The organism is Bartonella massiliensis (assembly GCF_902150025.1).
GTDB lineage: Bacteria > Pseudomonadota > Alphaproteobacteria > Rhizobiales > Rhizobiaceae > Bartonella > Bartonella massiliensis.
In genome coordinates, this window is sequence record NZ_CABFVS010000024.1 from 1 (window position 1) to 25,117 (window position 25,117).

Below are 25,117 nucleotides of genomic sequence, written 5' to 3' on the forward strand. Positions count from 1 at the left end.
GAGGCTTAAAATGATCTTTGAAAGGTCTTTGAAGACCCTTTGAGAACCCCTTAAAAATCATGTGAAACAAAATAAATTGGTACAAAACCTGGTGGCAAAATATACAAAACCTGCTGGCAAGCTACACTGCTGGCAAGCTACACCGAACCTTAAAAAAACACCTATAAAATCAGTAAGTTATAGCACAACAAAAGTGCTGTGGCGGAGGGGGTGGGATTCGAACCCACGGTACAGTCTCCTGCACGCCGGTTTTCAAGACCGGTGCCTTAAACCGCTCGGCCACCCCTCCAAATTAGATATGCTTTCTGACAAACTTCTTACAAAAGGTCAATCATTTTAATACGTCTTCTAAGATTTTTTTATAAAACTATTTAAGTTTTAACCAAAATAATTCTTTATAAGCCAATTCTTTGAGTGTGTTACCTAATATTCTCATTTTTAAAAATTATAATTTTTTCTGAAAAAATGGAAGGCGGATATGGTATGTATTATTTCATTTTCTTGTCTAAAAGTTTTTCAAAAAGAAATATTTTTAGTGCTAACTGTTGTTCTCGTAATGATAAGACATGTTCAGTTGAAGATATTTATAAGTTATATTAATTTTTTGTTGTCGTGCATTTTTAAGTTATTTTATCATTATATCTTGCTAAAAGAAAATGTTATTACTCTGATAGTTTATGAGAGATAAGAAGTATGACAGATGTGTCAGGGATGTTCAGGGTAAGTTTTTAATGAGTCTAAATGAGTATGATTTGATAAGAAAGCTCTTTAAAAAGTTTTAATTTTTTAATAAAAATATTTAGATATCTCATACAGCTTAAGAGTAACTTGAAGAGAAAAGTTGATTTGCTCTCAGAGAGAAAAAACTAAAAAATTCAGCTAGAATCACGGTGAAATTTTTTATTGGTTAACAGTATTTTTTGAGTACTTGCACTATTTTGATAAAATTTTATGCAAGATTTGCATTGATAATGTAAAGTTTCTTTCAGATATGACTGGAAGTTAGATATATTTATAACATTTTTTTCTATAAGGTTAACAAGAAGTTGGCTTGAATAGAAGAAAAATCTTATTAAGCAATACACTTAGTACGCTGTTTGTCTATAATTAGCCTATGTCTTATGCTGTGTCTTTAAATCTAGATGCTTCAATTTTGAAGAAATTTATTAAAAATTCTTTATTTATAGTGTCGTTTATAACAAACAGTTTGTTAACTATAGCAACCAATTCACTAAGAGAGATAGGGGGAGTGCTAATCAGCTTTATTCCTAATACCTATAATTGTTATGGTGTTGTAAATTATAAGTATAAAAAATAATTACTATTCATCTAATTCTATAAAAATTATCTTCAATAAGAACAAGAAAAAATGAAAATACCATTTAACTTGTTGATCTTACTATTTTAAAAGTGTCATTGGATTTGTTATTGAAAACATCGATAAACTTTATCGAGGAAAGCTATATTTGTAGAATAAGCTAGGAACAGATTTCATTGAGGTAGGACATTGTTAGAATGTCGAAGGCCAACACTTTAAGATGAGGATTCCAGAAAGCAAAAAGGTAAGCACTCAGCCAAAAGCAATAATTTATGTTTTCCTGATTTGATTTTACTGTAAAGATAAATTGAGGGATTGGTGTGAGAGTTTTCAAAGAGGAAAATTTTCTGATTTTTCATCTTAGCGCTGTTATTTTACAAAGAATTATCAAGAACCACTTAAAATAGCCTTTTTGGTAGAATATAAAACTACATCTGAAAATGGAATTTAAGACTGCTGGCAATGGTCAACAGTTCTCATATCCATGTATTTGTGACTTGTGCGGAAGGAAGCAATTCAACATTTTACGCTATTTAGCCATGGAGATAATAACTACAAGCCCAAAAAATTATAAAAATATCTGTTGCAATTATAATCAAAATATTAAAAATAATTATAAGCATAACGTGGATAGAATATGATTTTAGCGGTAATTTTGCCGTATTTTTGATACAATGTTTATGAAATAGTTATCGGAAAGAGATAAATGTAATAAGGATTAATAATATCTATTATTGTTTTAAAAATGAAAAAACAGAATGTAAAATAATTTAATAAATTGTTTCGTAATATCAAAATTACTCAAGGATAGGAAAATGAAGCAGATTTTAAAATTATTAAGCGGGGTGGCCTTATTTGCTATGGCTGGGTGTTATCCAGAACAGCCTCCTCGAACGGTTGTAGATGCGTGGGAAAAATCTGGTGCAGATCAACTTGAGGTCAAAAAAGCTTTGTTGGAATGCGGAATACAGTATCTTGATGGTCGTCTTGATACAGACAAAAGTATGGATGAGCGATTCAATGAAGAGGAAACTGTCAGTGTATGCATGATACAAGCAGGTTTCCAAAATAAAGTGGGAAGGGTGAAGTGGTGCGAGAAATATGAGAATCTTCCAATTTGTCAGTCTGATGCGGTTATTCCGCAGCGAAGTGTAGAGAGGCGCTTGAGTAGTCCTCATTGTGAAGAATACAAAGAACAACCTGAATGTCAGCCTTAAGTATTGTGGCTGCTGTCATCAAAAAATTTCACATTCTTGTTCTTGAGTGTGGGAGGTGGGATCGTTTTTTCAATATCTATATGCTAACGGAAATCATCTTGTATGTGAGCAAATATTAGTAGGATTATCAGTCTTGATATCGTAAATATTTAAAGGAGGGAGAAATGAAAAAAATATTGAAATTATTGAGTGCTGTAATTTTATTAAGCTCAGCTGGATGTGTTAGCAAACCTCCCCCATCGACTCTAGCATTATGGGAAAAGCCCGGTGTTGATAAGTCTGAGGTTCAGCAAGCATTGTCGAAATGTGGCTGGAAACCAATCTATGCTTCTTCTGAAAATATGAATTCGCGTGCGAGTGAGTTTGCAGCGACTTATGAGTGCATGACTAAAGCAGGTTATCGCTACAAGTTGCAAGATTCAAAGGGAATCTATTTTTCATCTGCGCCGCGAAGTGATTCATTTTTAGTCAATTTAATGATAGCAGGGTATCAGCAGGTTATGGATAATGATACTTTTGGTGTAACCAATTCGACAAAACAGGAGCGAGATTTGATGTTGCGTCTTGAGAATGATAAAAAACGCCAGAAAATAAAAAAAGCTTTGAAAAAGTAAAATATTCATCTTTAAAGCAATAATTGAATGAAAGTATTATGGAGGAGAGGGAGAAATGGGCTCTTTTGCCTATAATATAGCGGTATTCATCAGCTTGGACAGTGCAAGAGTGTTATGATCAGATGATGATATTGGGGAATGTTTAGAAATTTATCCAGTATAAAAAGTGGCAAAAATAATTTTGTTAGAATATCTGCTTTAACGATAACAAGCAGATTGCTTTCGTAGAACTGATTTTGATGAAACTTTATTTTGATGCTTTTCATTTTATGATTTGTTTTGAGATGATATCTTCTAAAGTATTTCATTAATTCATTCGAACTATTGATGATAGGGCATTTAAGAGAATTTTTTTGTGTTTATTTAATTTTTTGCTAGAGAACTGAAAACTTTAATGTAGAAATTTTGTACATAAGCTTATATATCATGTGCGCGTTTCCTTGGATTTTTGTTGTGGTTAAAAAATAATGCGATTATATATTTTACTGTATCTCATAATGTGATATTTTATTAATATATTTTGGTCATTTGAATCTTAAAAATTATTCTCATTTTGTTACATTTTTATTTTTGGAAAACGAGATAAATTGAATATTCTATCTCTTCAAGACTTATATTTCTGCGCGTTTTTTTAAGATCAGTGCTCTAGTGCTTTGTGTTATAGCTCTCAGCATTTGTGGAATAAATCTTTAAAGAGATCGTTATTCTCAAGAGTATTTTTTATTGTTTGTTCTTTCTTTACATAAAATACAAAACATATTATTAATACTGTCATTTACCAGAAAAAATAATAAAATAGCTTTGCTTATTTTATTCTTATTGTATTTAATTCGCAGTTTATTGTTTTGCCAGCATTTTTTGTTTTTTTGTTGAGAAAAGAAAGTTTTGAAAAGCAATGATAATCAAGATATCTAATAATCGCTTGTATTCGTGTGTTTTTACAGCAGCTATTTTTTCTTTTTTGTTAAATATAAATGTTGAAGCACAGTCGCACTCATTTGTAGCACTATCATGTGATGAAAACAAATTACCTTATGAATGCAGTGATGGTGAAAAACATACAATTAGTGATAAAATATATAAGTTCACGGGACCTGTTAAACTAAAGAATGGGGAGGAGAGTTCTCTCACATTGCCTGCCGTTATAGAAGTACAGGAGCCAAATACAGTTATTCAGGCAATACGTGTAGAGATTGAAGCTGCTGCGGGTATAGAAGATATTTATGGTGTGGTTGCATCACGAGGGGGAAAAATTATCTTGAGTGATTCAGCTTTTAAAAATCTGTCAATAGGTTTTAAAGCTGATAGCGGAGTAATTGAGATTGATCGTGGAACAATTAAGGCTTTTCAGGTTGCTGCTTATGCAGAGAAGCTAGGAGGATCTATTACGCTAACAGATACAAAAATGAAAGTAGAAGGCCAGGGGAATGATCGAGAGAGTGCTCTTTTCGTTAGTCATGATGCGAGTGTTCAAATGAAGGGGGGATCTATTGATGTGAATGATGCCGCTGCACTTTATGTAGGGAAAGGGGGACGTGCAACTTTAGATGGTGTTATCATTACTTCAAAACATCAAAAAACAGAAAATAAAGAAAATAAAAATGAAAAAATTGCGCATACAGTTTTCAATGTAAAATCGCAGAGCTCTGTTTATTTAAAAAATACGAATATTGTTTCTACAGATGTTCATATTTTAACAGTTGGACAAGATTTTAAAACACAATCTGATGTTGGAAGAGAAGGAAATTTTTTAATTTCACGGGTTAATATTGAAGATTCAACCATTAAGGCAATAGGGAACAAACATGGTATGCATTTTGAGATGGATGGGGAGAATAATGCATACGAGCAGGGGCTTGTCTTTTTGAAAAGGACAGCTTTTGAAGTTCTAGATGGAACAGCTATTCACAGTCATAACAGTCGCAGTTATATTGCAGTAACGGAAGGCACAAAAATTTCTGGTGATTTATTATTAACTGCTGAAAAAGGAGGAACTGTAGCAATTTTGGCCGATTCTTCTTCATTGATAGGAGGGACTCGTGTTGTCGATGATTCTGTTGCTGAGCTTTATTTGACAGGAGGATCAAAATGGTTTTTGACAAGAAAAAGAGGGGTAGATTCGCACGTTGCAAATCGTACAAGTTCATTTATTTCATTTGTAAAACTTTCTGATGGTTTTATTGCTTTTGAAACGCCAATGTTTCAGGAATATCAGACACTTTATATTGGGAAGGGAGAGAAAGAAGTTTATAGTGCGCAAGATAGGGCAGATATTTATCTCAATACATATCTTGGGAATGATGGTTTGCTCGATAATAAAAAGACTGATCGCCTTTTGATTCATGGTGATGTTTCTGGAAAAACAACAGTTTATGTGCAATTTATTCTAGAAAGTCAGGGGGAGGTAGAAAAGGGTGAAAATGCTCATAGTATTTCACTTATTCAGGTTTCTGGAAAAGCAGCAGAGGATTCTTTTCAGTTAGATCGTGCTTATATTGCATTAGAGGGGGCGCCTTACCAATATTATCTTCATGCCTATGGTCCAGCTTCTTCTCTTGGGAATGCACAAACTTCTCAAAGATTGGTTGAAGGAGAGGGAGATTTTTGGGATTTCCGCCTTGAAAGTAAATATATTCAGCCTGCTTTAGGAATGTCGGCTAGTCCTCATTCTGATTTAAAGATTAGGGACGTTGTTCCACAAGTTCCGACCTATCTTCTGTTACAAAATGCTTTGTTTCATGTGGGGATCATGGATATCAGTAATCAACAAAAGCGGTTACAAGATATGCGATCTACTTCTCGTCAGTTATTAAAAGTTGAAGGGGATTTTGCTTTATCTGTTCAGGGTTATGGTGGGAGTTATCGTTATGTCTCAGATTTGTCTCTCCTTGAATATGGGTACGATGGTAATGTTGATTATAATGCTGTAGAAATAGATATTTTACTTAAAACAATAGAAAGAGCATCTAGTACGACATCTTTTGGAATTATGGGAACCTATGGAAAGCTTTCCTTACAGCCTTGTGGTGTGGAACAAAGTCAAAAGAGTCCGTTTAATAAATGGTCATTGACGGCATACGGTAGTATGGAACACAGCACTGGTTTTTATGTCGATGGTCTTTTATCTTATGGTTTGTTTAAAGGGGATGTGCTGACTCATGCTTGGGGTAAGGCGGCGACATTAAAAACAAATCCTCTGAATGTTTCGTTGTCTGTTGGTAAAGTGTTTATGACAGGGCGTGAAGGTTTTATTTTTGATCCGCAGATTCAGCTTATTTATCAACATCTTCAATTTGATAAGTTTCGTGATATTGATGGATTTGATGTTGAGATGAAAAAAGCAGATCAATGGTTGATGCGTATTGGGGGGTATGTAAGTAAAATATTTAGGTCACATGAAAAGGATCGTATCATTTCTTTTAATGGCAATATTCATCTTGCACATCGTTTTGGTGAAAAACAATTTGCTCATCTAAAAGATGTTTTTCAGTTAGGTGCTTTTGGTTCTTCTTTAGAAACAGGTTTGGGTATTAAAGCGCAATTTTCTTCTAAAGTCACGCTTCATGGTGATCTTAGCTATCAGCATAAGTTAACTAAGGCAGGTTTTTCTGGTGTTCGTCTTTCTGGTGGATTGCGTTATCACTTTTAATCAATCTTTTTAAAAAATAATATATGTGATTTTTCAAATCTTATACTTTTGTTAAGAATTAAAAATATTGTTGGTACGGCATTTTAGTTCTTCTTTTGATAATGACACCATGTGTTTTAATACATAGGAAAAGATCACCTTGTTTAATACTTTTTATCTGGTGGATGGGGGGCGCAAATATTTCAAAAAATTGTCGATGAAACTCTAGATCTGTTTTATGTTGTTTTGGCTACAAATATATGAGATGTATTCGTCATAAGTTTTTTTAATAGCTGTATTATTATCCTATTATGTTGTAATAATAACTATTGTTTGAGGTATGCTGATATCAAAAAGCAGACGGGATATTGGTTGCTGATTAGAAGGCTTTGTTATTAAGCAAAGATAGGTGATGTGTAAAATGCACAGATTCATATTTTTGTGAGGTGTATTTTTTGCTTTGTTTTTTATGCTGTAAGGAGCATTTTAAAAACATGTGAGTGCGTGTAAATGCCTCGTTTTAGGTAGAAAGTATGCGGGATTATGGATAAATCATCACTATCTTGTTTGTTCAATAAATATGAAATACAATTCTTAAATCAGAGTGGAGTTGGGAAGTCTTTTTCCTTTTTTGAGGCGTGAGGAAAAGAGGTTGATCACGTTGAAAAAGTTTATTGCAAGTCTTTTTTATTATTTCAAATGTAGAAAATTTTGAAGAGTTTCTATTAAAATGTAGTTAAAAGTAGATCAGAAGCGTCCTCAATCCTTTGTTTCTGAAATATGCATTTTTAAGAAAAAAAGTGTTGGCAGAGTTTTAGGCAATCGCATGGTGATTTCATCTGTTTTGATGAGATTGATATCAAAGTTTAGGTTGAGTAGAAATTCTTTATCGGGTTACTGATCATCATGGTGTTTCCACAGGATGCTTAAGGTATTATCAAGCCATTTATGGTAATCGCGTGCTTCTTGATCTGAGGCATGAATAGAGAAAATAAAACCAGGATATCCACCAAATGCTGGTGGAGGTGGTGCAATATGATCGGTTTCAAAGAAAATTAAGGTTTCTGGGTCTGCTTGTATTTACAGCAGTACAAAAATTTATGGACAAGCTGCAATCAAAGGCTTTGCAAAGATTTATGGCAATGCGATTGTGAGTGGTCGTGCCGCGGTTTATGGCTCTGTTTATGGGAATGCGAAAATCTCTGGTTCTGGTAAGATCTGGGGTCGTGCCTATGGTCGCGCAAAAATAGATACACAAAGTAAGATAAAATTGGTTCCCGATAATTATGAGGTCTATAAAAGCGATGAGGTTGTCAAGATTGAGAAATAAAACAAATAACAGGCGTGGGGAGCGCCTTTAATGGCTATCAAACGTATTAATCATAACGCCCTTTTTTTAAAGAGATTCATTTGAAATAAAGCACATAATCACAATGCTTCTTTAAAACGTTTTAAAACACTAAGCTTAAAATTGAGCTGAGTGAATTCAAATAACGCATTTTCTAAAATCAAACATATCAAATAAATCAAGACGCTTTGTAGCTTTATCAATACAATCAAGAGAAAATGCCTATTAAGTGAAATGTCTATAACGAAACCCATTTTTACATTTACGCGTGTTGGTTTTTTAAAGCAGCTTTTCATAAGACAAATAAACAAATTCTTTTATCAAATGTAAGTTTTTTAAGATTTACTCTGCTGTGAAATCTAGATTTTCTTTTTTTCCTAAATGAAACGTTTTTTAAAACAAATGATAATAAGTTATAACTGTTATAAAAAGAGGTTTTAAACGTTTAAACATTCCCTTAAAGAGGTTCTTATAAGCGTATTTTTACTTTTCATTAAAACTTAATTTCTTTGCAAATTAACCAGCTCAAATTTGATCTCGTTATCTTTAGAATAGAGCATTCTTTAAACAATGCCGTTTTTTCTAAAAATTGAGTAAAATCCCATGTTTTGAGATTACAACGATTTTGAATTTTTCTTGCTTATCTTTGTTTCAATAGGTGCCTCCAAATTTGGATTGACCCTATTTGATTTCATATTTTTAAACGATAACTTTTAAAACGTTTTTTATTACCATGTCTAAGGTATATAGTATTCTACTTTTACGGCATTATTCGCCTCCATTGTTTTGTGAAAGCGAATATAGTTCCGTTCTTAAAGAAAACCTGCATTATATTCATGAAAAGGTTTTCGTATCATGAGACATATATTGTGAATTCCATTATCTTGATTTTCTACTCCGGTAAAAAAATACCGTGGTTATAAAATCTTATAAATTAAAACCTATAAGCTTATAAAAGTTTCAAACGATTATTTTCCTTTTAAGGTTTCGCTCAAAAAAGAGCAAAACACATACCATTCTTTAAACGCATGAAATTATGTTGTCGATAATTTCAAACGACTAAATTTTTAACAATGCAATTTTGAATGATAAAAACGTATCATAAAATTTATGAACCGTTATGAATGATTTTCAGACTATTGTGCTTAATGATTCAGCTATAATTTTAATTAATTCAGTTTTTTACAGAATCAGAAAATTGAAACTGTTGCGGCAAAGCTTAATGTAGAGACAGAGATTTTAGCATCAGATTTTTCAACTTTGTTAAGAGAACTAGAAAAGAATGGTTTTCTTTTAAAGAAGGAAAATTTGATTAGTGCGTCAGATTCGATTTTTGATCTTAAAAAATTATGGGTGCCTGTAACACCTATTATACATATTATCCAGAATTGCAATAGCCCTTGTATCATGTGCGATTGCTGGAAGATTAAGGAAAAAAATTGGCATACTCCAGAAAGTTTAATACCCTTATTTAGAATGTTGAAAGAAAAAGGAGCTGCCTCAGTGATGCTTTCTGGGGGAGAACCTTTAATGCATCCGAAGCTTAAAGATATTTTATTAACGTTGAATGAACTAGGTTTACCTGTTGAATTAAATACCAATGGCATCTTATTGCATAAAAATTTATGGATTTTACAGTATGACATAAAAGAAATTGTTATTTCTATGGATTCGACTAGTGTCCAAGGATATCATGATATACGGGGGCAAATAAATTTGATCGCGTGTGGAAAAACATTGAAACAGTTAAGAATCTTCAACCTTTGCAAAGTATAGGAATAAGAGCGACTGTTACCAAAGAGATTCTAGAAAATATTATTAATTTTATCGATTTTTGTATAAGCAAAGATGTCGATTATATCGGATTTAGCCCGCTCGATACGTCATCATTTAGTTTTTCTAGAAAAAATAATACAAAGGATCGATCTGAGGCTTTAAGAAACAAAACTTTTCCGCCAAATGCTTCACTTTTTCATTTGAGAGATGAATTATCAAGGAAAGAATCCCCCTCCAGATTTATATAGATAAAAAGTTCCAAGAAAGGAAAATCTCATGGACGTCACAAAATTTTGTAAATTGTATTAATTATTACTTAGGAGAAAATTCTACATACGTTTCGTCGCCATTAATGTGTTTATTTCCATTTTCATCCTTGGTATTGGACTATAATGGAGATTTAAAAAATTGCTTTTATTCAGAAGCTTTTGGGAATCTACAAAATTATGAGGCAATAGATTGGTCTGCTCAAAGCGTTTTAAAATCTTTGAAAGAATCTGGCGCATGTAGCGGATGTCGTGGGAAGGTATTTTGTGGATAAGATTAAGCAATTTAAGATTTATAGTGTTAGCAAGTCTACTGCTCTAGTGGTTGCTATTTTACCACTTTTTTTGTCGGAAAAATTGCATTTGTCGCAAGCGGATATTGTTTTAATAGGTAGTTATTTTTTATTGCTTCCTTTGATCTTAGAAGTCCCCTTGGGTTTATTATCAGATGTTTATGGAAGTAAGCGCGTTATTTATATTGGGCTGTTTTTCTTTCTTTGCGGTTTTTTAGCTCTTTTTATGAATTATGCATATTTTGCTTACGCCACTTATTTGTTGTGTATTACATTAGCAGCCGCTTGTTTCTCAGGTGCGGAAGATAGTTTACTCTTTTCTGTAGTACCAAAGCATCGCACACTGTTTTCTGTTAAGTCCGAAGTGGCTGCTGTTACCTATAGTGTGACAACGGTACTTATTTTTTTAGGGGGAATACTTTATTATGTGCATCCTGCATTGCCTGTGATTTTTCAAGTCCTTTCATTAATTTTTGCTATTTTTATGTTTTCAAAACTGACGAAGGGATTAGATAGTTTTCATATCAACGCTCATCCGAGTATTTTCACAGTTATGTGCGCCAGCCGTAAAGAAGTCAAAAATCCTTATCGCTTCACTCTTATTTTTTTAAGTGCAGTTTCAGCTTTTGCTATTTTGGTTAATAATCGAACTGTTTCTATCGCATTTTCTGATTTTTTGCCATTTCAACCTGCTATTTTGGTTTCAATTATTTTTATCATTGGGAATTTTTTTTCAGCAAGTTCCAATATATTGTTTCAGAAGTATTTTTCAAAGTTTCAAAATCCTATTTTTCCCGTCTTAATGATTGGTTGTATGGTAACGATTGCTTTTTTTCTCATGTCATTTCAAATCATTGTGGCTCTTATATTAGGATTTTTACTGCTATGTGTTTTTAAATCTGCTTATCGATCTTATCTGTCGTCTCTTCTTATAAATTCACTGATTGATCCCAAAGCTATCGCGACTGTTTTATCATTTACAGCCATTATTACAGCTGTTGTATCCTTTGCATTCAGTTTTTTATACGGTCATATTTTTTCAACATTCTGGCAAGCTAATTTGTGGTTGGCAGTGGTTATGGCTGTGATTTTTGGGGTGTCTGCTTTAATTATTTTTGTCAGAAAACAAGAAATCATTTGGTTACAGCCTGAAAATGCACAATCGTCAAAACAACATTTCTTGAAACGCAAGCATCAAGAGTTTTGCTATGGGCAAATTTATCCGGAAGCATCGTGCATTAATGAAAACATCAAGGATGGCTCTTTTCGACAAAGTCTCTATCCTGCACCAAATTTGATAACACTTTGCGATGAAGTAGTCGAATGGGAGTTTATCCGGGGTACTGTATTGAGCCAAATGGATTTGCTACATCAAAAGGCGATTATTGATCAAATCAATAAGATCTTTCAAGATCGATTAAGCAAGAATATAATCTTATCACATGGAGATTTACATCCTGATAATATCATTGTTACTCCTGATAATTCTTTTATGGTAGTGGATTGGGATTTATGTCAAGACGCCAGTCCGGAATTGGATATCTTAACATTTTTCACCAGTCCAAGATTATCTCTCAATTTAGAAGAACGGATAGACTATATTTCTCATTTGCTGTCTATATCAAAGGATGAAGCTTTACCAATGATAAAAGCGTTTGTAGCTAAAAAAATTTCTGATCTTTGTTTATACCAAAATATTTTCATGAAACAATTAGTATTGGATTATATGAACTTGAATGAGAAATTTCATGGGCGATAATATTGTAATTTGTAATGAAAATTGCAGTGCGGGCTGCAATCATTGTCCGTATTCGATGGAATGTATGGTGAGAGATGACGCGTTGCCTGAATCTTTATATACAATAAATGACATAAAATCTGATTTTATTATTCTTTCTGGTGGAGAGCCTTTTGAGCTCGATAATGATTTACTTCATAAATATACTTGTATGTGTCTCATTTGTAAAAAATATTTTCGGATTGCAACAGGGGGGCACATCTATATTCAACCATATTTGAAGCTATTAAAGAGTAATCCGTTCTTTTTAGGGATACAAATAGGCACAGATGTTATTTCAGAGATAGGAAATCTAGACAGTAAAAAATATAAACAAAAGTGGGTGCGTAACATAGAATGTATGAAAAAAGATAGCGTACCATATAGTGTGACGATTACTTTATCGGAGAGATTTGATTTGGCAGAAGTGCTAGCTCTAATATGTATCGCTACTCCCGAGTTCATTTCAGTTAAATATGATACGGGATTTTTTTTCTGGCTGTGAGATAAAATATGGATATACGCATCAGAGTTTACACCAATAAATAGGAACCATCACACTATTTGCCAGTCCGCAATGTTGCGACAGATCTTGCATTAAGACGGTTCATAAGAGCCATTTTTAGTCCTTTCTTATACAAATTTGATCCACACATTCGTCCCGCTTTTGACGAGCAAGGGAATGATTTTGATTGATTCAAGATAGATAAGTTTGAAATGAGAGAATCTTACGTTATTCGAAGGTCTAATTCAATATGTAAAACAGTAAATTATTATTCTAAATCAATACCTTATCAAGTTCATTTGAGGAAGGGGCTTTGTGAAGCGTATCATTTTTATGACGCTATGGCTTCATGTAAGGGGATGACGTTTTCATTTTCTCCCTCTCTTTCTGGTGGTTGTATGGTTAAAGCACTTGCTTTTAAAAATTTAGAAAAACGGCCTCCTTTATCGATCAATTCTTGAAAGCTTCCTTTTTCAATTAAGTGACCATGTTCCAGAAAGAGTACCATATCAGCATTGCATACTGTTGAGAGGCGATGTGCTATAATGAAAGTAGTGCGGTTATGGCTTATGCAATCGAGAGCCTCTTTGACACGTGCTTCAGTTTCAACATCAAGAGCGCTTGTTGCTTCATCGAGAATGAGAATAGGGGCATTTTTTAAAACAGCACGTGCAATTGCTAGTCGCTGTTTTTCTCCCCCTGATAATTGGGATCCTCGTTCGCCTACCATGGTGTTATAACAATCAGCTTTTTTTAGAATAAAATCGTGAGCTTCTGCTATTTTTGCTGCCTCATAAAGTTCTTCGTTTGTTGCATTTGCTTTTCCTATTGAGATATTGTCATGAATACTGCGGTTGAAAAGACCCGCATCTTGAAACACTGTCGCTAGAGATTTTCGTAAAGATTCACGATTGATCGAGCGTATATTTATTCCATCAATGGAGATATGCCCAAAGCTAGGATCATAGACGCGCTGCAGCAGATTGATTAATGTTGTTTTTCCAGCTCCTGTTGGTCCTACAATCGCAACAGTTTGTCCTGCTTCAACCTCAAAGGAAATATCAAAAATACCTTGAGAAGAATTTGGGAATTTATAGGTAACGTGATGAAATTGTATAGCACCCTTAACATTTTGGAGAGAAGGAAGATTTTGTGGTTCGTTATTATGAAAGGTTGAGTCTTCCATTTCAAAAAAATCTTGCAGTTTTGCTTGTGAGGATATCGCACAATTAATAAAATTGCTCATTTGATCTAGACGGCTAATCATGAGTTGTGCAAACCCAACAAAAGCAACGACTTCACCTACTCTTAATTGACCTCTTGCAACAAAAAAAGCTCCAAGGAGAAGAACACAAACGATTGAAACTGTTGAAGCCATTCGGTTTAAGCCACTGGCAAGCGCCCACCAATTGAGAACAGGATTTTGTGCTTTAAGAAGGTCATTTGTATGCTGATGCAGTATAGAAGTTTCTTCTTTTATTCGGTTATAACTTTGTACAATGGAAACATTAGAGATTGAATCACTGACATGTTTAAAAAGATTATGATGGTAACATTCTACAGCGGCTTGTCCGTCTTTTGTTTTTCGCATCACTAAACGGGCAATTAATCCATAGATGATGGCAAGCACAACCAAGACTGTTGAAAGACGCCAATTCATGCTAAAGGCTGTGGGGATGAGAACCAATAAGGCGACAAGCGTTGAAAGGTGTTGGCGCATAAAATCAAGCCATATGCTTGACATGGCGTCTATCGCGCGCAAAAGTGTATGGAGCGCGTTAGAAGTTCCACGTTGTTGATGCCACATTAAAGGCATGGCAATGATACGTTCAAAAGATTCTGTTAAAACCGTTAAACGACGTCTATGGGCTAAGCGGTCTGCACCACGAGCCACAAGGACATAAGCGATAATATGGGAAAGACCAAAACAAACCCAAATGGCAAGGGTAGGGATGATCCCTGATTTTTCTGTAATGGAATCAATAACGAGTCCAAATAAAATAGGTTCTGCAATGGTGATAATCGCTAACATAACATTAGCGGTACAGATTAAAAGAGATGCCTTTTTTTCTCTGTTTAGGTAAGTGAGAACACGTGCATAAGTTTTGAATAAGGACACTATTAAAAATCTCCATTCGCGTTTAAGCGTAGAAGTTGTTGTTTTTTATAACTTCAATTTCTAGCTAATAAAATTTGAACGTTAAGAAAAGGCAATTTTGGAGACTCATTGTAATATGATGTGATAAAGCCAACGAGAATATGAATTTTTATGTTTATCAAGGTGCAAAAATAGATCAATAAAATTATCAGGTAAGGGAACTTTCATGGCAGGTGTAGAAATAAAAAAAGTTGACGTAGACGAAAATGGGATGCGTTTAGACCGTTGGTTTAAAGCGCATTATCCAGGGCTTGGGTTTGGAGCTTTGCAAAAATTATTGCGTTCTGGTCAGATACGGGTTGATGGTGGACGTGTTAAAGCTGATAGGCGCCTTTGTATAGGGCAGTCTGTTCGTGTTCCACCTCTTCCTCTTGATGATACGATAAGTCTTCCAATAACGGATAAAACACTTCGTGGGCAGGATGATGAAGCTGTTTTGAAAAAAATGCTGCTGTATGAAGATCCAAAGATCTTTGTTTTTAATAAACCAGCAGGTCTTGCTGTACAAGGAGGCTCTGGTTTAACACGTCATATAGACAGTATGCTTGAAGTATGGCGCAATAAAAAAGGTGAAAAGCCGCGTTTAGTTCATCGTCTTGATCGTGAGACGTCCGGTGTACTTATTGTTGCACGGTCAAGAGGAGCGGCGCAGGCTTTAACAGCGGCTTTCAGAACAAGGGAAACAAAAAAGACTTATTGGGCGTTGGTTCGGGGCGTTCCTAAAAAAAAGCAGGACAAAATTTCAACGTGGTTGGTTAAGGATATAACGGCACAAGGTGATAAAATGCGTGTTTGTGAACATGGCGAACCGGATTCACAGCATGCGGTTTCCTACTATCGCGTTTTAGATGCGCGAGGGCGGGCTCTTTCGTGGCTTGAAATGGAACCTTATACGGGGAGAACACATCAGCTTCGTGTGCATGCTGCCCATATGGATCATCCTATCATTGGCGATTCAAAGTATTTTTTTTCTGATAGTAATTGGACATTACCAGGAGGAATTCAAAACCGTCTTCATCTTCATGCACGTCGTATTCGTATTCCTCATCCCTCAGGAGGCATATTGGATATCGTTGCTCCTTTACCACCTCATATGGTCCAAAGTTTTAATCTTTTGTCTTTTAGTGAGCGTGATGCTGAAATAGAATGAAAAAACTTCATTTGTTCTTTTTTATTGATATCAATTTTGTCTATAAATTTGATTGAGAGAGATAGGGCATGATTTGAAGAGAATTTTAGTAATCGCTATGAGAAAATGATGGTTTTGAGCGATAAATTTTTAAATATCATAAATTTTCTTTCTACAGTTCTTTATTCATATGATTGTATTGTTATTTTTAGTATAGGGCGTATTTTTTTATAATTTTGGCTTATGAAGCTGCTCCTTTGAATTATTTACAAGGGGGGCATATATTGGGGAGGTGTATCTGTTGAGAGAGATGAATGAGATAAAATCTGAAGAATATTTACTGAAAAGTAATGGCAGTTTTTGATTGTTTTTATGAGGAATAATTGGGGCATTTTACTGGAATGCTCAAGAAAAAACCTTCTTAAAAGAACCTTATTGTCAAAGAGACTTTTTTGTTATTGGCGTGGTTTGATCTATTTATTATAGATGTACGGTTTGTCGCTTGGCTTACACAATGAGAACTGATGAAAAAGAGAGCTTATTAGCAAAGTGCTCTTTTCAATGATCAATTATTCTTTTGCTTACTGAGTTTATCTGAAAGATTATCTTTTACAAAAGAGGAAACAAGTTTTTCGTATCTTAACGCTTCATTGAAGTGAATTCATCATATTGAAAAAATATGCCATACTAAAAATTGGAGAAAAAACGTCAGGTGCTTTTAGTGCTTTAAGGATAGCTTAAATACGTTCATTTTCCAGTGAAAAAACAAATCTTTAAAGATTATAAAAATATTCCAAGAGGGGATAAGTTGAAATGAGGAGTGATTGATGGGATCATTGTTGATTGACGTTAATAACGTCTCAAAAACATACCGCAGCATAAACAGTGCCACTGGTTTTACCAACAAAGTTGTTTCTCTTTTTAGGCCTACTTATTCAAATTATCAGGTACTGAAAGAGATCAGTTTTACTCTCTTTTCAGGGAAAGCACTTGCAATCGTTGGTTCCAACGGAGCGGGTAAATCAACATTGATTAAAATACTTTCTGGCATACAAGCTGCTGATGAGGGTGATGTTACAGTCCTAGGTTTTCATCCTTATAAAGCCAAAAAAATTTGTTTAAGTCTCTCAGTGTTGTCTTTGGTCATAAAAATTGCTTATGGTGGGATTTATCTTTACGCTACAGTCTGGATATGGCTCGTCCTTTATATGATCTTGAAGCGCGCTCTTTTAACCGCGATCTTAAAGAAATTGCCGAGCTCTTGAACATTGAGCATATCATGGATAAGCCTGTGCGTATGTTAAGCCTTGGTGAGAGAGTAAAAAGCGAATTAGCATTTAATTTGTCTTTTAGACCTCAATTATTGTTTCTTGATGAGCCAACGATTGGTCTTGATATTACGTCTAAACATGAAATCAGGGAGCTGCTTAAAAAACTCAAAAAAGAGCAAGGTATGGGATATATCATCACCAGTCATGATATGGGAGACATTGATGGTTTGTCGATGATATTCTTCTTTTGCATAAAGGAAAAAAGAAGTTTCATGGCGATATTGATACATTGAAAGAGATGATCCCCTCAAGTGTGAGAATAACGCTTTTTTGTGAACATTTGCCAACAGCTTCAACGCTTATAAAAGACATTGATGAACTCGCAATAAAATCGTCTACTTCTTTAAAAGAAAAATACTTTAATGATGAAAAGTGTACATTAGAAATTTCACTGTCGCGTGAAGATGTGCCACGTTTCATAAGAAAAATCGCAACAGAAATTAACTGTCCTTTCTCTGTATCTACTCCCTCACTTGAAGAGATTCTCCGTGTTAAATTTAAAGAATTTCTCTAACCATTGCTTTGCTCTCTTTCTCTTTCGTAAAAATGGGTTGCTCACAATTCTCAGTGACAGGGCAATGTTTTTTACCGATGTTGTTATGGGGACGCTATCACCTTTTGTCATTCAACTTCTGTTGTGGAATGCCCTTTTTTCTGATACGAACAACAGCATAAACGGTTTTGGCTTTCATGATATGATGTATTATTATGCCTTTGCCTTAATTTTCTCACGCTTAAATAATGGTTATGGCATCATTCAATCCTTCTCTCAGCATGTTAAAGAAGGGAAATTAGAAGTTTATCTCACCAAACCATTTAGTTACATGATGCAAATGCTGTTTACTTTTTTGGGTGAAAGTGTGCTCTATGTCTTGCCCTTACTGGCTGTTTTTACTGTAAAGCTTAGTTTATCCTTTGAGAATATTTTAGGATTTGTTATCGCTTTTCTGTTGCTTTTCCTCATTCTTGTTTTCTCGCAATTGCTGTGTTTTTTCCTCTCCTTTGCCATTGCTTTATTGAGTTTCTGGGTAATTGAATACAATATTTTGCTCTCTTTTAGTATTCTCAGTTCAGCACTTTTAGGTGGTACTCTTCTACCCCCATCTTTTTGGCCAACATGGCTCATTCCATTGATGCAGTTTAATCCTTATCGTTTCACCATATCGGCTCCTGCCGAATTTCTTTCAATGCGTGATGTGAAGGTATTTCAGCAATTTATTTTGGGTAGTGTTTTTTATATTTTGTGTCTTTTATTCTTCATTCAGATTGTTTGGAAAAAAGGGATGAAAGCCTATCATGGAGCGGGGGGATGAAGTGAAAACAATCCTTTACTTTATCAGCATGAATATGCGCCGACAAATTGTTTACGGTAAAAATTTCACGGGAGAATTTATTCTTTCTCTATGCTATTATTTTATGCAATTTATCTTTATTGATAAAATCTCTCGCTTTTCAGGAAACATTGGAAACTATAGTAGAGATGAAATTCATCTTATTTTTGTTGTCTTCATTTTACTTGGGATATTTTTGAATATTTTTACCAGTTCTATTGAAACATTTTTTGAAAAAGTTGCAGAGGGTAAAATTGATGGATATCTGACAAAGCCGGTTTCAGTTTGGCTGTTAATCCTGTTTGGCTGGTGCAAACCTCTTTATCTGATCAAGCTCTTTATTGTTTATATGAGTGCATATGCATTTGTCTCGCTACCAGATATGTCAGAGATAAAGCTGAAATGGCTTTTCTTTATTGTTGCAGTCGTTTGTGTTTTTATCGTCAATTTATGTTTTTTCATGATGTTCAACTTTATAACATTCATCACTAGCCGTAAGATGCTCGTTGCCTATTTTCATGCAATGCTTTACCAACTTTCCTTTATCCCCATAGCAATTTATCCCTTAAATTTTGTGAAATGGCTGTTGTTTTTGCTACCTCTAGTTTTTTCTTCTTCCTTGCCTGTGTCCCTGTTGCTTGGTAAAAACGAATGGCATATCGGCTATCTTTTATTGAGCGCTTTTCTTTCCATTGCCATGACTTTTATGGCCTATAAAAAAACAATTCGTAAATTTAACGGATTAGGGGGATGAGATGAGAGTTGGCATGATTATAAAAATAAAAAAATTGAATGAATAATTCTATTGTGCCGTAAAATATTGTTATTGATGCTGGTTGTATGAGACAGAAAAATGTGTTTATGGATGTTTTTTATGAGATATATTGGCGAATAATATTGGCATGTTCTCACAGCCGCTAGTAAGGGATGTGAAACAGGAATTAGAAATTTAAACGACTTGATTTAGAGCAATTTATCTTTGAATTTAGATAACAGTTTGATGGCGAAAACCAATGGTGAGATAGGGTATAATACCACTTCATAAGATGGGTGTCTGATTTGCTTTTTTACGGTTATAATGCTAGAAAATTAGCAAAAATGGGTGTTTTTTACATGTATCGAGTGTCGTTATAGTAAAATAGTGAAAATTTTGTTGGTGCATTGAATATATTGTTACGTGGGTGAATTTTTTCTTAAAAAATCCGAAAATTAACTGAATAAAGCGCTCAAATAATCCGATAGAGTATTAAAAGATTTACTAAACACCATGATAGCAATTAGCAAGACAAGGTTATATAGAGACTTTTAGCAGGCTGAAAGGGAAAGCTTTAGTCAATAATCACGTGAAAAACGAAAGGATGAACCAAATTAGTCCGGTGTGAAACAATAGCAATGTAATTGAGTTCAACAATATAATAAATATATTTCTAGTGTTTTTTTGTAAACCAAGAGAAGAATAGTCACTTCTCTTGTGAATGATTCATTTGAGTTTATTAAGAAAAAGAGAGCTTAGTATATCATATTTTAACAGTATTATTACTTATATCATATATAGTGTTTTTCTTGATATTATTTTAAAGTTATATTTGATAATTATCTAAAACGTATACCAAGCATTTTAACTGTATCACTATAATGTGTTAAATAAAGTCGAATAAAAGGGGGCTTTCAAGCTCATCACATGATTTAAGTAGTCGTTCATATTTATCGAATTGATTTCACTCTGACAAGTTGTGATGTGGGTGATTATATGGTTATGACATGAGCATTAATGGTTTTCTGTGAGGTGGAAGAGAGGGCTACTCAGTGGTGTAGTCGTTGTAAGTGTTGGTCCTAGTTTTGGATTTATACGGCTCAGTAATAGAAACTTCCTTAGTACGTAAGATAAAAGAAAATAAAGTTATTAAAGCTGTTAATGCAATTATTGGAGTCATTAGCCTTTTAAAGGCAATTATTAGTCAATTTTCAGGAAAAAACGTTGATAAGATGCTCAAAAAGTAGCGGGTTTTATAGAAATGGAGGCAGCGATTTTGGGTCTAATCGCATATCTTGTATATTTCTTTACTAGAAAGCCGTCGAGTCCTAAAAGAGCGACAGGTGGAAGAACATTAGATGCTTTTAGTTATAGCGTATGGGTTCTTAGTTCTTGATGAATTTTAAATTGTTTTATTATTGAATGTTTTATATTAAATAAACCGTGATTAGACATCATAGTTTATGTATTTTTTACTTTTAATGATATTAATAAATTTATCCTTTTATATCATTAATATATTATTTTCTGGATGGTAGTATAGAGTGCATTAAATTATTAAATAATCAGCTGCTTTTTAAAGGTAGTAAAATTTTTTTCTTTTCAAAATACGCATTTGAGCTCGTTTGTAGTTTATATATTTTTTTATGATGAAATGCATATGCTTTTATTGATATATCCGTTATTGAGATATCCTTAAGCTGTGCGTATCCATTAAAAAAATATAGGGTCATACAATCTGATGGTTATTGTGAATTTTATTTTGATGAACTGAAAAGCATAGTGATACGTCTTACAAATATTTGCAAAAAAGGCTTTTATTGGAAGCTTTTAGTCTCTTTGTGGTTTACAATTTTTTTAATCATTTTATCTTAAGCAAAGAGGATATGGATTCAGTTCAATTTCTCGATTTTATCTGAGAAGGGTGGAGTTATACGAATGCCAAAAAAAGTCATGATCGTGGAAGATAATGAGCTTAATATGAAGTTATTTCGTGATCTTGTAGAAGCGAGTGGCTATGAAACCGTTGAAACACGTAATGGTCTTATGGCATTAGATTTGGCACGTTCATCGATGCCATCTCTTATCCTTGTGGATATTCAGTTGCCGGAAGTCTCTGGAATAGATGTTATTAAACAATTAAAAGAAGATAAGGAACTGAGATCAATCCCTGTTGTTGCTGTAACAGCCTTTGCTATGAAGGGAGATGAAGAACGAATTCGTGCTAGTGGATGTGAAGAATATATGTCAAAGCCCATTTCCGTTCCTCATTTTATTACAATGGTAAAACATTTTGTGGACTAAAGTTTTGTCAAGAAATGATATAAAAAACATTGAAAAGTCTAATAAGATCACTAAAGTTATCGTGCAAAACATTTTTCTATTTTAGCGCGTTGGTATATTTAAGTTACCAAAATAGACTTTCAAAATTGAAATGAAGTTTTTATTTTTTGGATCTATATTTCTTAGTTTTTGTCTTAAGAGAAGCGGTTGTTTTGCATTTTTGTTTTCTTCTAATCGGTATAGTTTGTTCCTATATTTATCTAAACGTCTTGTTTTAGCAGGGTGAAAAAAAGCCCCGATGAAAACGGGGCCCTATATATTGTATAAAATATTGTACAAAAACTGTAATTAACGTTTTGAAAATTGGAAAGAACGACGCGCTTTTGCTTTACCGTACTTTTTACGTTCAACAACACGACTATCGCGGGTAAGGAACCCCCCTTTTTTCAAAATTGGGCGAAGTTCTGGTTCGTAATAATTTAAAGCTTTTGAAATACCATGGCGTACTGCACCAGCTTGTCCAGAAAGACCACCACCTGCAACGGTTGCAATAATATCAAATTGGGTATCCCTATTTGTTGCAACAATTGGTTGACGAAGAATCATTCTTAAAACAGGGCGCGCAAAATATTTGTCAAATTCTTTGTTGTTAATGGTAATTTTTCCAGAACCTGGTTTAATCCATACGCGAGCAACAGCATCTTTACGTTTTCCTGTTGCATAGGCACGCCCTTGTGAGTCAAGCTTTTGTACATGAACAGGAGCAATATTTTCATGAGCTTCCACAGTGTTTGTTACGACACTAAGCTCAGCAAGAGAATTAATTTCGGCCATAATCAAGCAATCCTTTTGTTTTTGCGGTTTAAAGCACCAACGTCAAGAGACTCTGGCTGCTGTGCTTCATGTGGATGTTGGTTTCCAGCATAAACACGGAGATTCTTCAGTTGACGGCGACCTAGGGGACCGCGCGGAATCATGCGTTCTACAGCTTTTTCAACAACGCGTTCGGGAAAACGTCCTTCAAGGAGCTGACGCGCTGTACGTTCTTTGATTCCACCAATATAGCCGGTATGCCAATAATATTTTTTATCTGTATATTTTTTGCCGGTAAGAGCTATTTTATCGGCATTGATGACAATAACGTTGTCACCATCATCAACATGTGGCGTGAATGTGGCTTTATGTTTACCACGTAAGCGATTCGCAACGAATGTGGCAAGACGACCCAAAACAAGGTTTTCTGCGTCAATAATAACCCATTTTTTTACCACTTCAGTTGGCTTTTGTGAAAAAGTTGCCATAGAAGTATCCTTTATTAAAGCCCTTGTACTACGAGGGCATTTTGATTTTTGCGTTGAAAATTGTTATCACAGCGAAAATATTTAACGCGTCTTGTCTACTCTGATATAATGTCTTTTGTTTAACGTCAAGAGAAAATAAAAACTTTATAAAACAGTACTTTATAAACGGGGTATTATGATACCTTATATGGAAAGGTGCCTATGTCCATTTTATTGAGAATGAATGTTGCAAAGGGTTATTTTATCTTTAACGCATGATTGTATTTTATCGATCTCCATTATAATATAAATAATAATGCAGTCATCTCGTTATTTTCTCAATGTTGAATCTTCTGCTTGTGGTCAGGCTTGGCGAGATGCCCTTGATCGTCAAGGGATCAATAATGCGCGCGCTATTGCTCAAAAGTTTGGTTTCCCAGATCAGTTAGCACGAGTCCTTTCAGCAAGAGATGTCGATGAAGCTGAAGCGGTTGCTTTTATTAATCCAACACTGCGCACACTTATGCCTGATCCAGAAAGTTTTGTCGATATGCAATGCGCAGCAGAGCGCATTGTTAAGGCTCTTCTCAATCAAGAACAGGTTGCAGTTTTTGGTGATTATGATGTTGATGGTGCTTGTTCATCAGCACTCATAGCGCGATTTTTTCGTTATTTTGGAGTTGAAGTAAAAATTTATATTCCTGATCGTATTGTTGAAGGCTATGGGCCGAATGAACAAGCCATGAGAATGCTCGTTCAAGAAGGCGCTCGTTTAATTATTACTGTTGATTGTGGTGCAAACAGTCCAGATGCCGTAAGAGCAGCGAGGCTTGCAGGTGCTGATGTTGTGATTTTAGATCATCATCAAATGTCAGAGGTTCATCAAGAAGCCGTTGCTCTTGTCAATCCTAATCGCCCTGATGATTTTTCTGGACAAGGGCATTTATGTGCCGCAGGCGTTGTCTTTATTACGTTAGCGTGGGTTCATCATTTGCTGCGGAAAAAACAATTCAAAGGGCTGCTGCCGGATCTTCTCAGTATGCTTGATCTTGTTGCATTGGCAACCATATGTGATGTCGTTCCATTACAAGGTGTTAACCGTGCTTTTGTGATTAAAGGACTTCAAGTTGCTCGTTCTATGCATAATCTAGGAATAGCAGCTTTAACAAAGATTGCACGAATAGGGGAGCCACTTAATAGTTTTCATTTAGGTTTTTTGTTAGGTCCTAGAATTAATGCAGGAGGGCGCATTGGCGACCAAGCTCTGGGAGCGCGTTTGCTGAGTTGTGAGAATAAAGATGAAGCGGACAGAATAGCAGAACAATTAGATCAGCTTAATCAAGAGCGCCAAGAAATGGAGAATATTCAATTACTACAGGCGGAATCTTATATTGCTTCTCTTTATAAAGATCAAGAAACACCATTGTCACTTGTCATTTCTCATCAAGAATGGCATCCAGGGATTATTGGTATTCTTGCATCTCGCCTTAAAGAGCGTTTTTTTTGTCCTGTTTTTGCTATTGCTTTGAAAGAAGATGGAAGTGGTGTGGGATCGGGACGCTCAATTCATGGCATAGATTTAGGTGCACTCGTTCGTGAAGCTGTTACACTCAATTTATTAGAAAAAGGAGGGGGACATGGTATGGCAGCAGGAATTACAATTCAATCAACAAAAATTGAAGTTTTTCAAAAATGGCTAGAAGAAAAAGTCGCTGGGATGGTCTCACAGTTGCGGACAAACAAGTCTCTTAGTATCGATGGTTCTCTTTCTGCTTCTGGTGTCAGTCAAGAACTATTTGAGTTGCTTGAAAAGGCGGGTCCTTTTGGGACAGGGAATGCAACCCCTGTTTTTGTTCTTCCCTCTCATCGATTAATGAACCTATCTGAAGTTGGTAAAGGACATCTTCGTCTCATTGTATCTAATGTGGAAGGCAAAAAACTGCAAGGAATAGCTTTTCGTGCTGTAGGGACAGTGCTTGGTGATTTTTTATCGAGAAATATTGGTGAAATGATTCATTTAGCAGGTCATCTTAGTTTGAATTATTGGAATGGAACGATCAATCCGCAGCTGCGCGTGATTGATGCTGCTGCAGTGATTTAAAAGAGACA

At 34.7% G+C, this 25,117-nt stretch carries 17 protein-coding genes, 1 tRNA gene and 1 pseudogene; 15 read left to right on the forward strand and 4 right to left on the reverse strand.

Annotated elements, in window-relative coordinates; genetic code table 11:
• Nucleotides 1–199: 199 nt before the first annotated feature.
• A tRNA-Ser gene (locus FNZ60_RS05810) sits at nucleotides 200–289 on the reverse strand.
• A 1,844-nt stretch (nucleotides 290–2,133) separates the two neighbouring features.
• On the opposite strand from FNZ60_RS05810, the gene FNZ60_RS05815 reads away from it, so the two are divergent.
• The 7 genes and pseudogenes from FNZ60_RS05815 (at nucleotide 2,134) to FNZ60_RS05845 (ending at nucleotide 12,742) form a co-directional block, all read left to right on the forward strand.
• A complete protein-coding gene (locus FNZ60_RS05815; RefSeq protein ID WP_142416719.1) occupies nucleotides 2,134–2,535 on the forward strand; it encodes a hypothetical protein in 402 nt (133 codons plus the stop codon).
• Between the two features lie 164 nt (nucleotides 2,536–2,699).
• Entirely contained in the window at nucleotides 2,700–3,149 is a 450-nt protein-coding gene (locus tag FNZ60_RS05820) for a hypothetical protein (protein WP_142416720.1), read from the forward strand.
• An 895-nt stretch (nucleotides 3,150–4,044) separates the two neighbouring features.
• Entirely contained in the window at nucleotides 4,045–6,798 is a 2,754-nt protein-coding gene (locus FNZ60_RS05825) for an autotransporter outer membrane beta-barrel domain-containing protein (RefSeq protein ID WP_142416721.1), read from the forward strand.
• 1,036 nt (nucleotides 6,799–7,834) lie between these two features.
• Nucleotides 7,835–8,107, forward strand: a pseudogene (locus tag FNZ60_RS05830) (hypothetical protein); the annotation flags it as partial.
• A gap of 1,425 nt (nucleotides 8,108–9,532) precedes the next feature.
• A complete protein-coding gene (locus FNZ60_RS10145; protein ID WP_246054731.1) occupies nucleotides 9,533–9,901 on the forward strand; it encodes a radical SAM protein in 369 nt (122 codons plus the stop codon).
• A 533-nt stretch (nucleotides 9,902–10,434) separates the two neighbouring features.
• Nucleotides 10,435–12,219, forward strand: a complete 1,785-nt coding sequence (locus tag FNZ60_RS05840) for an MFS transporter (protein ID WP_142416722.1) — start codon at nucleotides 10,435–10,437, stop codon at nucleotides 12,217–12,219.
• Nucleotides 12,209–12,742, forward strand: coding sequence for a hypothetical protein (locus FNZ60_RS05845; RefSeq protein WP_246054722.1), 534 nt, complete (start codon nucleotides 12,209–12,211; stop codon nucleotides 12,740–12,742). The genes FNZ60_RS05840 and FNZ60_RS05845 overlap by 11 nt, the downstream gene beginning before the upstream one ends.
• Before the next feature lie 331 nt (nucleotides 12,743–13,073).
• Here the strand turns inward: FNZ60_RS05845 and FNZ60_RS05850 are convergent, their stop codons facing one another.
• Complete coding sequence (locus tag FNZ60_RS05850) at nucleotides 13,074–14,861, reverse strand: glucan ABC transporter ATP-binding protein/ permease (RefSeq protein ID WP_142416723.1); 1,788 nt, start codon at nucleotides 14,859–14,861, stop codon at nucleotides 13,074–13,076.
• Nucleotides 14,862–15,066: 205 nt separating this feature from the next.
• Between FNZ60_RS05850 and FNZ60_RS05855 the strand changes: the two genes are divergently transcribed.
• From FNZ60_RS05855 to FNZ60_RS05875, 7 genes are all read left to right on the forward strand, one after another.
• Complete coding sequence (locus tag FNZ60_RS05855; RefSeq protein WP_142416724.1) at nucleotides 15,067–16,050, forward strand: RluA family pseudouridine synthase; 984 nt, start codon at nucleotides 15,067–15,069, stop codon at nucleotides 16,048–16,050.
• Between the two features lie 806 nt (nucleotides 16,051–16,856).
• Nucleotides 16,857–17,294: an ATP-binding cassette domain-containing protein gene (locus tag FNZ60_RS10450; protein ID WP_281280246.1), complete on the forward strand. Its 438-nt coding sequence runs from the start codon at nucleotides 16,857–16,859 to the stop codon at nucleotides 17,292–17,294.
• On the forward strand, nucleotides 17,222–17,593 hold the full coding sequence (locus tag FNZ60_RS10455) for an ATP-binding cassette domain-containing protein (protein WP_281280247.1): 372 nt from the start codon (nucleotides 17,222–17,224) through the stop codon (nucleotides 17,591–17,593). Before FNZ60_RS10450 ends, FNZ60_RS10455 begins: the two co-directional genes overlap by 73 nt.
• Before the next feature lie 47 nt (nucleotides 17,594–17,640).
• Nucleotides 17,641–17,874, forward strand: a complete 234-nt coding sequence (locus tag FNZ60_RS10150) for a hypothetical protein (protein WP_246054723.1) — start codon at nucleotides 17,641–17,643, stop codon at nucleotides 17,872–17,874.
• Between the two features lie 64 nt (nucleotides 17,875–17,938).
• Complete coding sequence (locus FNZ60_RS05865) at nucleotides 17,939–18,673, forward strand: ABC-2 family transporter protein (RefSeq protein ID WP_246054724.1); 735 nt, start codon at nucleotides 17,939–17,941, stop codon at nucleotides 18,671–18,673.
• A complete protein-coding gene (locus tag FNZ60_RS05870) occupies nucleotides 18,657–19,445 on the forward strand; it encodes an ABC-2 family transporter protein (RefSeq protein ID WP_142416726.1) in 789 nt (262 codons plus the stop codon). Before FNZ60_RS05865 ends, FNZ60_RS05870 begins: the two co-directional genes overlap by 17 nt.
• 1,938 nt (nucleotides 19,446–21,383) lie before the next feature.
• On the forward strand, nucleotides 21,384–21,749 hold the full coding sequence (locus FNZ60_RS05875; protein WP_142416727.1) for a response regulator: 366 nt from the start codon (nucleotides 21,384–21,386) through the stop codon (nucleotides 21,747–21,749).
• A gap of 327 nt (nucleotides 21,750–22,076) precedes the next feature.
• Here FNZ60_RS05875 and rpsI read toward each other — a convergent pair whose 3' ends face one another.
• The gene (gene rpsI / locus FNZ60_RS05880) at nucleotides 22,077–22,562 is read right to left on the reverse strand and encodes a 30S ribosomal protein S9 (protein ID WP_142416728.1); all 486 of its coding nucleotides are present in this window, start codon (nucleotides 22,560–22,562) and stop codon (nucleotides 22,077–22,079) included.
• A 2-nt stretch (nucleotides 22,563–22,564) separates the two neighbouring features.
• A complete protein-coding gene (gene rplM, locus FNZ60_RS05885; RefSeq protein WP_100131073.1) occupies nucleotides 22,565–23,029 on the reverse strand; it encodes a 50S ribosomal protein L13 in 465 nt (154 codons plus the stop codon).
• Between the two features lie 295 nt (nucleotides 23,030–23,324).
• Between rplM and recJ the strand changes: the two genes are divergently transcribed.
• Nucleotides 23,325–25,109, forward strand: coding sequence for a single-stranded-DNA-specific exonuclease RecJ (recJ, locus tag FNZ60_RS05890; protein WP_142416729.1), 1,785 nt, complete (start codon nucleotides 23,325–23,327; stop codon nucleotides 25,107–25,109).
• Nucleotides 25,110–25,117 lie beyond the last annotated feature (8 nt).

What these genes read in the sequence shown, in the direction of transcription:
- FNZ60_RS05815 (WP_142416719.1), top strand. Translation starts at nt 2,134, where the DNA reads ATGAAGCAGATTTTAAAATTATTAAGCGGGGTGGCCTTATTTGCTATG.
- FNZ60_RS05820 (WP_142416720.1), top strand. Translation starts at nt 2,700, where the DNA reads ATGAAAAAAATATTGAAATTATTGAGTGCTGTAATTTTATTAAGCTCA.
- FNZ60_RS05825 (WP_142416721.1), top strand. Translation starts at nt 4,045, where the DNA reads ATGATAATCAAGATATCTAATAATCGCTTGTATTCGTGTGTTTTTACA.
- FNZ60_RS10145 (WP_246054731.1), top strand. Translation starts at nt 9,533, where the DNA reads ATGTGCGATTGCTGGAAGATTAAGGAAAAAAATTGGCATACTCCAGAA.
- FNZ60_RS05845 (WP_246054722.1), top strand. Translation starts at nt 12,209, where the DNA reads ATGGGCGATAATATTGTAATTTGTAATGAAAATTGCAGTGCGGGCTGC.
- FNZ60_RS05855 (WP_142416724.1), top strand. Translation starts at nt 15,067, where the DNA reads ATGGCAGGTGTAGAAATAAAAAAAGTTGACGTAGACGAAAATGGGATG.
- FNZ60_RS10450 (WP_281280246.1), top strand. Translation starts at nt 16,857, where the DNA reads ATGGGATCATTGTTGATTGACGTTAATAACGTCTCAAAAACATACCGC.
- FNZ60_RS10455 (WP_281280247.1), top strand. Translation starts at nt 17,222, where the DNA reads ATGGCTCGTCCTTTATATGATCTTGAAGCGCGCTCTTTTAACCGCGAT.
- FNZ60_RS05865 (WP_246054724.1), top strand. Translation starts at nt 17,939, where the DNA reads ATGTTTTTTACCGATGTTGTTATGGGGACGCTATCACCTTTTGTCATT.
- FNZ60_RS05870 (WP_142416726.1), top strand. Translation starts at nt 18,657, where the DNA reads ATGGAGCGGGGGGATGAAGTGAAAACAATCCTTTACTTTATCAGCATG.
- FNZ60_RS05875 (WP_142416727.1), top strand. Translation starts at nt 21,384, where the DNA reads ATGCCAAAAAAAGTCATGATCGTGGAAGATAATGAGCTTAATATGAAG.
- rpsI (WP_142416728.1), bottom strand. Translation starts at nt 22,562, where the DNA reads ATGGCCGAAATTAATTCTCTTGCTGAGCTTAGTGTCGTAACAAACACT.
- rplM (WP_100131073.1), bottom strand. Translation starts at nt 23,029, where the DNA reads ATGGCAACTTTTTCACAAAAGCCAACTGAAGTGGTAAAAAAATGGGTT.
- recJ (WP_142416729.1), top strand. Translation starts at nt 23,325, where the DNA reads ATGCAGTCATCTCGTTATTTTCTCAATGTTGAATCTTCTGCTTGTGGT.